The following is a 10,882-nucleotide window of genomic DNA, read 5'->3' on the forward strand; positions in this document are numbered from 1 at the left end:
GCTCTATAGCGTGGGACGCAGTCATTAAGCCATCACCGTTGTTCAGGTGCATGGTCGCAGCAACGGCCATCGTAAACATCAATAATAAACAGGCCGGCCTGAATGCCAGGCCTAATACTAATAGAAATCCACCAAAAGTTTCGGTAACTGCAGCCAGTAATCCCCAAACGACCGGGGTGAAATGGATTCCAAGGTATTTCATGGAGCTGCCAACGGCTTCCCATTGTTCCGTGCCTCCAAGAAGCTTCGGGTAGCCATGATAAATCATCATAATACCGAGACCGACACGCATCATCAATAATCCCGTGTTTCTGTATTTTCCAAGTGAAGCTAGTATGGCCATAATTAGATTTTATATGTTAAGAAAGATGTTCTGTATATTTTAAAGTCACCAGCTTATCTTCCACTTGTAAGCTTACTTCGCGGCCGAATATTAATGCCCTATTGTCTTCAATGTGGCCTGCCGGGAAATTAAAACAAACCGGGTAATCATACTCTTTTACATGCCCTATGATTATTTCTTCAGCAGTCTGGCCGAAAGGAATATCGTTATCCTTCAAATCAGTGAAGCCACCAATAAGAAGTCCCCTTAAACCAGCAAGTATCCCTGCCCGTTTTAAACTCAGTATCATCCTGTCGATAGAATATAAATACTCACCCACATCTTCCAGGAAAAGAATTTTACCCTTATAATCCTGTTCAGAGACTGATCCAGACATCATTTGTAATAAAGTCAGATTGCCACCGGTAAGGATTCCTGAACCTTCACCGCTTCGATTTTCAACAAGGCTTTCGTAGGTATATCCAAAAGGCTCATTAAACAAAGCTTTTCTCAGAGTCTCTAAAGATATTTTCGAGCCGTCGGGAATAGTCAAAGGCATTTGCCCGTGAATGCTTTGGGTGTTATAAACAGCTTGAATATGGCTATGAAGGATTGTGATGTCGCTAAATCCGATAATCCATTTCGGATTGGCTTCAAATCCACTAAAGTCAATGGCATCGATAATGCGGATAGTTCCGTATCCGCCACGTGCAGCGAAAATAGCTTTAACTGAATGATTATCCAGGAAGCGCTGAAAATCAGCAGCACGAAGTTCATCGGTACCAGCGAACTGATTCCACGAGGAGTGAACTGTTTCACCTAATACAACTTTCAAGCCCCATGACTCTATTAAAGCCACTGCATCATCAATGGGTACGGGGAGACTTTTTGCCGGGCAGGTAATCGCGACGGTGTCGCCTGGGTTTAAATATGGGGGAGCTGTCAAAGGGATAGCGATTAAAGTATTTGTTACTTCTGCAAATTAACAAATACCCTTTTATATTTCGTGGCCTTATCCAATTGCTAGTGACTTTCTATTACTCGGAAGGTTTCGTGCGAATTGACCGAGAAATACACGAAGTTATATTCATGAAAACTTTTTTAGAACACAAATACGTAGTTTACCGACTCGAATGAAATTTTAAGTCCCAGGCGGTTAAAAAATTGACAAGCGCTTCGGGGGAAATTTGAACTCTAGAAATAAGCCCCATTATACCATTTATCTTAGCGGATGTTATCCAGTATTAAGAATGAACAAAAGCCTCTCTAAGAGTCTTAATTGAAGTGTGGCGGGGAAATTGCAACCGGGGTATGGAGCGTGGGAAACAGTTTGGCAACACCATATGATCTCCTTACCACCTCCTTCGTACCAAGTAGGTACCAAGTTCGTACCTTCTTCGTCTAATATTGCCCTGGCGCTAGTCAAAATGGGGTCGGAGACGAACAAGTTACGAAGAAGGTACGAACAAAACCTCATTTATGTACCATTTTGTGTTTCGGTACAAAAACTCGCCTGAAATCGTTTAAATCAAGAGTGGTTTTTTTTTATTGAGGCGTTTAAACCAGGAAATTAGGTATTACCACGGCCAAACTGACGTTTAACAACTTGCAGTAATATACACTAAGATGCTTTGCACTACTACATTATCATCTTTACTGCAAGGCAGGGATTTATCCCATTAGAAAGTTACGCCCTTAGCGTTTATCTTTGCAAGATTAAACGAACAAAGAAAAGAATCAGATTTTGGGAAAGAATTACAAAAGATACACCGTAACAGCAGCACTTCCATATACAAACGGCCCGGTACATATCGGCCACCTTGCTGGCGTGTATGTCCCGGCTGATATTTATGTACGATACCTCAGATCGTCCGGGCATGATGTTGTATTTATTTGCGGTTCCGATGAACATGGCGTACCCATCACATTGAAAGCCCGTAAAGAGGGAATCAAGCCGCAGCAGGTTGTTGATAAATATCACAAGGTGATCGGTGACTCATTTCAGGAGTTTGGAGTTTCGTTTAATATCTATCACCGGACTTCCTCTGAAACCCATCATAAAACAGCATCTGATATCTTTAAAACCCTATATGATAAAGGTGTTTTTACTGAAGAAGTCACAGAACAATATTTTGACGAAAGTGCGGGGCAATTTCTGGCCGATCGGTATATAGTAGGTACTTGTCCGAATTGCGGAAATGAAAGTGCTTATGGCGATCAATGCGAAAAATGCGGGACATCTTTAAGCCCTACCGAACTGATTAATCCGCATTCTACCTTATCGGGGGCTAAACCTGTTCTCAGGGAAACCAGAAACTGGTTTTTGCCGCTTGATAAAATGCAGCCGCAGATTGAGGCCTACGTTGATTCGCATAAAGAATGGAAGCCTAATGTTTACGGACAGTGCAAATCCTGGTTAAATGGGGGCTTACATCCAAGGGCAATGACCCGCGATTTGGATTGGGGAGTTGATGTGCCGGTAGCAGGCGCTGATGGAAAGGTTCTTTACGTTTGGTTCGAAGCACCGATCGGCTATATTTCTGCGACAAAAGATCTTTGTGATGCGGATTTAGATCAACAGAAGAAAGAGGAGTATTACATTAAGGAGTCTTTAAAGCCAACAGAAAGCTGGGAGAAATACTGGCAGGATGAAGAGACAAAGCTCGTCCATTTTATAGGTAAGGATAACATTGTCTTCCATTGCATCATCTTCCCCGCGATTCTAATGGCGCATGGAAAGTATACTCTCGCCGATAATGTTCCGGCAAATGAATTCCTTAACCTGGAAGGCGATAAGATCTCCACTTCACGCAACTGGGCGGTGTGGTTAAATGAGTACCTATTGGATTTTCCCGGTAAGCAGGATGTGCTGCGGTACGTGCTAACAGCTACAGCCCCTGAGACAAAAGATAACGACTTTACCTGGAAGGATTTCCAGGCTAGAAACAATAATGAACTGGTAGCAATCTTCGGAAATTTTATAAATCGGGTACTGGTTCTTTCGCATAAATATTTTGACGGGAAGGTTGTCTTCGGATCAGAATTAACAGCGAGTGATTTAAATACTCTGGAGGACTTGAAGAAATTCCCTTCCAGCATATCCTCTTCTATTGAGCAATATCGATTTAGGGAAGCTCTTTCTGAGTTCATGAACCTTGCGCGTCTGGGCAATAAATATCTTGCTGATGAAGAGCCATGGAAAGTAATCAAAACGGATGAGGAACGTGTAAAAACAGTATTGAATGTCGGTTTGCAAATTGCAGCGAATCTAGCAATACTTGCAGAGCCATTTTTGCCTTTCACATCTGCCAAGCTGTTTGAGATGTTGAATCTGAAAGTGCAGGATTGGGATAAAGCTGGAAGAATGGATTTGCTGGAAACCGGGCATCAGTTGAATGAGTCGTCTTTGCTTTTTGAAAAAATAGAAGATGAGGCCATCGAGAAGCAGATAAAGAAATTAATGGATACTAAGACCGCTAATGCCCAGGAAGAAGTTGAACCGGCATTCGCTAAACAGAATATTACTTTCGACCAATTCTCTGCGATGGATATTCGCGTTGGGAAAATCCTTGCTGCTGAAAAAGTTGCTAAAACGAAGAAGTTGTTGAAACTTCTGGTGGATACTGGCATTGATCAGCGCACTATCGTATCCGGAATTGCGGAATATTTCGAGCCGGAACAAATAATAGGTAAACAGGTATCCGTTCTCCTTAATCTTGAACCCCGGGAGATAAAAGGAATTTTATCACAAGGGATGATACTAATGGCTGAAAATTCAGAAGGAAAGCTTAGTTTTGTTGCGCCTTCAGAGGACTTTCCCGGTGGGAGTGTAATTAGGTAAAAGGGTCCCGTAGTTCAACGGATAGAATAGAAGTTTCCTAAACTTTAGATGTGGGTTCGATTCCCGCCGGGACCACCAATCCACTCCATTCGAGTGTTAATAGCAAAAGGCTCTTTTTCTATGAAGAAAACGGTAGGAATCAACGGGTGGTTATTTAAAATCTAATCACCCCCCTATCCTTCTCCTTCAGCAAGATCAAACTTTTCGGGTTTTTGCCCAGGTAGAAATTAATCACATTTTGCTGTGAATCAAAGTCCTTATGCAAAATTGAGCTTTTTATATCTGCGGTTTTAGGGACAGGTACTTTAGGTGCTTCCAGATAAAACCAGATAGCCTCATCCTCTAACTCATATCCCAGATAATTCAATGTCAATTTTTCACCGTTAATGTATATATCATTATTCTGGAGAATATAGTTTTTAACCTTTTTCTCCAGTTCAGCCTTATTTCCAGGCGATAAAAAATTAATCTTGGACTTGTATTGTTCAGCTAAAGCACTTTCCAGATCGTCACGGAAAATTTTCTGAGAGATCTCCAGAGATTTTTCTTTAGGATTGTACTTGATTTCAGTGAGACTAATGTAAAAAGGGTGAAATATAAATTGAAAGAGAAGGAAAACTGAAAGAACGTAGTTATGAAACATGTCGTTTGTTTATTTTTCGCAATTTATGGAATATCCTGCTACACTGAATATTTCATTTAAACATCTCTTTGAATATGGGGCAATTTGAATTGTATTTCCAGCTAGGTATTACTCATATACTAGATCTGGCAGGTTTTGATCATATCCTATTCGTTGTGGTACTCTGTAGCTTGTACCCTCCGGCACAATGGAAAAAGATCCTTCTGTTAGTTACTGCTTTTACAATCGGGCACTCCGTTACACTGGCTCTTGCCACACTTAAGCTCATTAACGTTAATGGCGCCCTGGTTGAATTCTTAATACCCTTAACAATTGCTATCACAGCGATTTCCAATATACGAAAGCCGAAAGTTGCAAATGGCCTGCAGCTTAATTACTTGTTTGCATTCTTCTTTGGTCTTATTCATGGCCTGGGATTTTCTAATTATCTGAAAGCTCTTTTGGGAAATGAAGCCTCCATATTAAATCCCTTATTTGCCTTTAACATCGGCCTCGAAGCCGGGCAATTAGTTATAGTCGCTTCATTTTTGATACTTTCACTCCTGCCGCTTATCTGGCTTAAAGTAAAGCAGAGAGACTGGACTATCGTGATTTCATCCATTGTGCTTGGGATGTCATTGATGATGATGATTGAAACAAAGTTCTGGTAAAGGTTTGTTTTAATTTCCCTTGAATGTCTATCTTAGAAAGATTATCTGTCAGCCTGGTTCGGATTTAAAACAAAACACCAGGCGACAATTCTTTTACCAATTATCATACGATACAATTTTTATTAATGATGAAGAAATTTCTATCTGTTGCAACCCTGTTAATTAGCGGATTCATATCTCATGCTCAAACCAGCGAACAGAACCATGCGGAGCGTTTTGAGCAGCTGGGTACCGAGCTTCGTTCTCCGAATGTGTACAGAACCGCTTCGGGCGCACCCGGACACATGTACTGGCAGCAAAAAGCCGATCATGAAATCACTGTAGAACTGAATGACGATAACCAGTCGATAAAAGGCTGGCAGAAGGTTACCTATTACAATTACTCACCTGATCCGCTTTCATATTTATGGATTCAGCTCGACCAGAACGAGCGGGCGAAAGATTCCAATACACCTAAAACGACGGAGAGTAAAATTACTCCTAATATGACGATGAATCAGCTTAGTAGCATCCTATGGCACGATCTGGATCTTGGCTACAAGATTTTGTCGGTTAAGGACTTATCAGGAAAGGATATTCCGGTAACCATCAATAAAACCATGATGAGGGTTAATCTTCCGGAACCGTTAAAACCGGGAGAGAAATTAGAGTTCACAATGGACTGGACCTTTAATATTCACGACAGAATGAGCTTTATTGGTGGCCGCCCTGGATATGAGTTTTTTGAAAAGGATGGGAACTACCTGTATACGATGGCTGAATGGTTCCCAAGAATGGCCGTTTACTCCGATTTTCAAGGCTGGCAGCATAAGCAATTTGCAGGTAAAGGAGAATTTGCACTGACTTTCGGTGATTATAAAGTAAAAATCACCGTTCCTGCCGATCATATGGTAGGAGCAACGGGAGTGCTTCAAAATCCCCAAAGTGTGTTAAGTGCTACCGAGCTTAATAGATGGGAAATGGCGAAGAAAACTTACGATAAACCCGTTATTATCCGGACCCAGTCTGAGGCGGAGAGATTAGAGAAATCTAAAGCAAAGGATAAGAAAACATGGATCTTTCATGCTGAAAACGTAAGGGACTTCGCATGGACTTCATCCCGCAAGTTTATCTGGGATGCTATGGCTGTGAAGCAAAAAGAAAAGGATGTGATGGCGATGTCCTATTATGGAAAAGAAGGTAATCCGCTTTGGGAGCAGTATTCTACAAAAGTGGTTGCTCACACTATAAAATCGTACGGGTCCAGAACTTTCGATTATCCTTACCCGGTCGCGATCTCGGTTGAGGCATCCAATGGAATGGAATATCCGATGATCTGTTTTAATTACGGCCGTCCTGATTCTGATGGTACTTATACAGATGCGGTTAAATATGGAATGATCTCCGTTATCATTCACGAGGTGGGGCACAATTTCTTCCCGATGATCGTCAATTCTGATGAGCGTCAGTGGACCTGGATGGATGAAGGTTTAAATACTTTCATGCAGTTTTTGGCTGAGCAGGAGTGGGACAGAAATTATCCTTCACGGAGAGGGCCAGCTAACAAAATCGTTCCTTATATGAGAGGTGAAAAGAACTTACTGGAGCCAATCATGACGAATTCTGAAAACATTATCCAGTTTGGTCCAAATGCCTATGCAAAGCCTGCCACTGCTCTGAATATCTTAAGAGAAACGGTAATGGGCAGGGAGCTTTTTGATCACGCATTTAAACAGTATTCTTTGAGATGGAAATTCAAACATCCTACGCCGGACGATTTCTTCAGAACGATGGAAGATGCTTCAGCAGTCGATCTGGATTGGTTCTGGAGAGGATGGTTTTTCGAAACTGAGCCTGTTGATATTTCTTTAGAGTCTGTAAGCGTGTCTAAGCTTAATAATCTTACACCGGCTCAAAGGAAGGCAGAACTGAAAAAAGCCTTTGACAGAGAGGAAGCTAATGTTAGCAGGGCTAACAATCTAAAAGATAACCCTACAACAGTGGTTGAATCCGATCCTTCTACCCGTGATTTTTACAATTCATACAATCCATTCAGCGTAACTCCTGAGGATGAGAAGCAGTACGCAGAATTCATGGCACGCTTAAGTCCGAAAGAAAAGGAAATGCTAAACAGTGGATTAACCTTCTATCAGTTAAATTTCAAAAACGTTGGCGGTCTGGTTATGCCATTAATCGTTCAATTTAACTTTGCGGATGGTACTTCGGAAATAGACAGAATTCCTGCGGAGATCTGGAAGTTAAATGAATCAGAGGTTTCTAAAGTATTTGCGAAGAAGAAAGAGGTTACGAGTATCGTTCTTGACCCTTATTTGGAAACCGCAGATATTGATGAAAGTAATAACATGTGGCCAAGACAATTAGTTCCGAACAGGTTTGAACTATTCAAAGGAAGCCAGGGTGCAAGAGGAGTGTCAAGCGGCGCTAATCCAATGAAAAAAGCGACTAATAAAAAATAAACGTCTCAAAAAAGGACATAAAAAAAAGCTCTCCCTTATCTGGAGAGCTTTTTTTATTTAATACTGTTTGTATATACTATCTCTATTGTTTGGTTGCCAGACGGCTTTTGATGTAAAACTCTTTGCTTGTCAGTAATTTGTTCACCGCACTATTACGAGGCGGAAACTGGTTACCATACATTCCGCCCATGGGTTGCCGCTGAGTGGTTTGTCTTTGATTAACTGCACGATCTGCTGGTATCTGCAAGCCGTTAACACGGATACTGTATGTTACTTCACCGCCATCTGCTGTATTGAGATTTAATAAGCTCAGTGGAATAATGATTTCCTGAACCAAGTTGTTGTTTTTGTCAAAAGAGGCAGCAGCCCGGATTCCATAAGTGTTTTGAAGAGATATACCTCCGTCAATTATTTCTTTGAAACCGGTAACCTTAATATCTTTTATTCTGGAGAGAATTTGCTGTTGCCTCTCTTCAAGCTCCGGCTGTTCGCGGGCATTTCTATTTTTTCCCGGCGTACGGTCAAGAATCGGGAAGATAACGGTTGGAGGATCTTTCTTTTTGCCTTCTATATTCGCGGAAAAACTAATTCCTCCAGCGAGAATCTTTGTAAGGTCTTGTTTAGAAGCGCTTCTTATCGCCAGATAGACATTCTTATCATCATTTGCGAGTCCATAATTGAGGTTTGTCTCCTTGTTAAACATGGAAAGGCTGTCTGGCCAGTCGCTCAGGGATCCATCAGCAACAACGGGACTAAGTGCCCACCGTGTATTGATTAATTCTGCTTTTTTCTGTGAGAAAGCGGCAGGTAAATTAAGCAGGGAAATAATGGCAACAGCTAATAATATATTTTTTATTCTGATCATCTCTTTTAGTTAAGACTAATAATGGGCTATAGGGTTTAAAAGGCTCAGGTATCCAGCTGAGCACTATTCACATACGTGATTTTCAACTCTTTAATTTATAAACGCTTAAAATTCGTAAAAAGCATTGCAAATATATGACGATTAGCTTTCCTCTTCCCATAACAGGGCTAGATTAATAATAGTTTGGACGGCCTTTTGCATATCCTGAACCGAAACCCATTCCTGTTTTCCGTGGAATGCATGTTCGCCAGCAAATATATTTGGGCAGGGTAAGCCCATAAATGATAGTCTTGAGCCGTCGGTTCCACCTCTTATGCTTTGTGTTTTAGCTTTAAGTCCGGCCCGTTCTATCGCCTTCACACCCAGCTCCATCAGTTTGGGATGCTGATCCACCACTGCCTTCATATTTCGGTATTGCTCTTCTACGATGAGCTGATAGCTAGAGTTCGGGAATTCTTCCAACACTTCCTGCACAATCACATCCAATATGCGCTCGTGACTTCTTAAAGCGATGTCTGTAAAGTCGCGTATAATAAATTCTATTGTGGCTTCCTCGACTGATCCCGTTAAGGCCACAGGATGTATAAAGCCATCCATCCCATCTGTGCTTTCAGGAGATAGTTTCTCTTTTGGCAGACAGGCTACTATCTGCGAAGCAATTTTAATCGCGCTTTCCATTTTGCCTTTCGCAAAACCGGGATGGCTGCTGACGCCATGGATAATGAGCTTAATTCCGTCAGCGGAAAAAGTTTCGTTTTCAATTGAACCTACGGTTTCTCCATCTACAGTATATGCAAAATCAGCTTTAAGCTTTTCAAGATCTACCATATCCACGCCTCTTCCAATTTCTTCATCTGGAGTGAAAAGTACTTTAATAGTACCATGCTTAAGTTCCGGATGAGAAACTAAGTACTTGACCGCATCCATGATCTCCGCAAGACCTGCTTTATTGTCTGCCCCAAGCAAAGTCTTGCCGCTGGCAGTAATGATATCATTTCCTATCTGATCTTTGAGATCGGGATGATCCTTCATTTTTAAAATCTGAGTTTCATCATCAGGAAGTATAATATTCTGGCCCTGATAATTCTTATGAATAATGGCCTTCACATTGGCGCCGCTGCAATCGGGAGATGTATCCATGTGGGAGCAGAAACATATCACCGGAACATCTTTTTCAGTGTTTGATGGGAGGGTTGCATATACATACCCGTTTGCATCAAGATGCGCATCTTCCAGGCCAATTTCTAATAGTTCAGACACCAGCACTCTGGCAAGATCTTTTTGCTTTTCTGTTGAGGGAAAGGTAGTGGAGGAGGGGTCAGATTGCGTATCAATAGCAGTATACTTTATAAACCGCTCTACCACAGTATAGGATATATTTTCAGGAGCACTCATTTTTGCTTAATTTTAGGACTTACACAAAAATAACCAATTGTATCGCCGGCTTATCATAAAGGCTCTATATTATTCCTATGAATATTGAAACCTTACGCGATTACTGTTTGCAAAAAAAGCATTTGACGGAAACCTTGCCTTTTGGCCCCGAAACGCTCGTGTTCAAAGTGATGGACAAAATGTTTCTCCTGATCGGCATGGAGCAGCCGGACCGTTTTAATGTTAAAAGCGATCCTGAATTGGCTGTTACTCTTCGGGAAGAATACGAAGAAGTTCAGCCCGGTTATCATATGAACAAAACGCATTGGAATACTGTTTTTATGAATGGGCGCCTTAACGATCAGCAGCTAAAGGAGATGATCGATCATTCGTACGACCTGATTGTTAAAAGCCTTCCCAAAAGTAAACAAGAAATGATGTAATATGAGCTGGAAAGAAACCATAAACGATGCGACAAAGGCTGAAGCATTGACCCAAGACTTCAAATTCCCGGATTTTATAAGCGCCTGGGCCTTCATGAATAAAGTTGCCCTTTTGGCTGAGAAAATGGATCACCATCCCGACTGGAGTAATTCTTATAACAAAGTAAGCATTAGTTTAAGCACGCATAGCGAGGGCGACAAAATCACTGCTAAAGACAGGAATCTTGCTGAACAAATAGATGCTTTAAGTAAATGATGATCCTCGTTAAAAAAGTATTTCTGACCTTA

General features: G+C 41.4%; 10 protein-coding genes and 1 tRNA gene. 6 read left to right on the forward strand and 5 right to left on the reverse strand.

Annotation, left to right across the window (positions count from 1 at the left end; genetic code table 11):
* Both WBJ10_RS00500 and WBJ10_RS00505 read right to left on the reverse strand, forming a co-directional pair.
* Positions 1-343, reverse strand: a 343-nt coding sequence (locus tag WBJ10_RS00500) for a DoxX family protein (RefSeq protein ID WP_424287558.1), incomplete at its 3' end; no start/stop codon positions are given.
* A gap of 16 nt (positions 344-359) precedes the next feature.
* On the reverse strand, positions 360-1,268 hold the full coding sequence (locus tag WBJ10_RS00505) for a S66 peptidase family protein (protein ID WP_424287560.1): 909 nt from the start codon (positions 1,266-1,268) through the stop codon (positions 360-362).
* 795 nt (positions 1,269-2,063) lie between these two features.
* On the opposite strand from WBJ10_RS00505, the gene metG reads away from it, so the two are divergent.
* The gene (gene metG / locus WBJ10_RS00510) at positions 2,064-4,163 is read left to right on the forward strand and encodes a methionine--tRNA ligase (RefSeq protein ID WP_424287575.1); all 2,100 of its coding nucleotides are present in this window, start codon (positions 2,064-2,066) and stop codon (positions 4,161-4,163) included.
* Positions 4,164-4,166: 3 nt separating this feature from the next.
* Positions 4,167-4,241 (forward strand) — tRNA-Arg (locus tag WBJ10_RS00515).
* Between the two features lie 76 nt (positions 4,242-4,317).
* Here the strand turns inward: WBJ10_RS00515 and WBJ10_RS00520 are convergent.
* The gene (locus WBJ10_RS00520; protein WP_424287562.1) at positions 4,318-4,806 is read right to left on the reverse strand and encodes a DUF6702 family protein; all 489 of its coding nucleotides are present in this window, start codon (positions 4,804-4,806) and stop codon (positions 4,318-4,320) included.
* Positions 4,807-4,880: 74 nt separating this feature from the next.
* Here WBJ10_RS00520 and WBJ10_RS00525 point away from each other — a divergent pair, with 74 nt between their 5' ends.
* Together WBJ10_RS00525 and WBJ10_RS00530 are read left to right on the forward strand one after the other, a co-directional pair.
* The gene (locus WBJ10_RS00525; protein WP_424287564.1) at positions 4,881-5,456 is read left to right on the forward strand and encodes a HupE/UreJ family protein; all 576 of its coding nucleotides are present in this window, start codon (positions 4,881-4,883) and stop codon (positions 5,454-5,456) included.
* A gap of 125 nt (positions 5,457-5,581) precedes the next feature.
* Positions 5,582-7,912 carry a M1 family metallopeptidase gene (locus tag WBJ10_RS00530; RefSeq protein WP_424287566.1) on the forward strand — a complete coding sequence of 777 codons (2,331 nt, stop codon included), beginning with the start codon at positions 5,582-5,584 and terminating at the stop codon, positions 7,910-7,912.
* 82 nt (positions 7,913-7,994) lie between these two features.
* On the opposite strand, the gene WBJ10_RS00535 is transcribed toward WBJ10_RS00530, so the two are convergent.
* Together WBJ10_RS00535 and pepT are read right to left on the reverse strand one after the other, a co-directional pair.
* A complete protein-coding gene (locus tag WBJ10_RS00535) occupies positions 7,995-8,777 on the reverse strand; it encodes a hypothetical protein (RefSeq protein WP_424287568.1) in 783 nt (260 codons plus the stop codon).
* Between the two features lie 141 nt (positions 8,778-8,918).
* Positions 8,919-10,172 carry a peptidase T gene (gene pepT / locus WBJ10_RS00540; protein ID WP_424287570.1) on the reverse strand — a complete coding sequence of 418 codons (1,254 nt, stop codon included), beginning with the start codon at positions 10,170-10,172 and terminating at the stop codon, positions 8,919-8,921.
* Positions 10,173-10,249: 77 nt separating this feature from the next.
* Here pepT and WBJ10_RS00545 point away from each other — a divergent pair, with 77 nt between their 5' ends.
* Complete coding sequence (locus WBJ10_RS00545) at positions 10,250-10,594, forward strand: MmcQ/YjbR family DNA-binding protein (protein ID WP_424287571.1); 345 nt, start codon at positions 10,250-10,252, stop codon at positions 10,592-10,594.
* 1 nt (position 10,595) lies between these two features.
* A complete protein-coding gene (locus WBJ10_RS00550; protein ID WP_424287573.1) occupies positions 10,596-10,850 on the forward strand; it encodes a 4a-hydroxytetrahydrobiopterin dehydratase in 255 nt (84 codons plus the stop codon).
* The last annotated feature ends 32 nt before the right edge of the window (positions 10,851-10,882 follow it).

The sequence above is a fragment of the Daejeonella sp. genome (genome assembly GCF_049655485.1).
Taxonomy (GTDB): Bacteria; Bacteroidota; Bacteroidia; order Sphingobacteriales; family Sphingobacteriaceae; genus Daejeonella.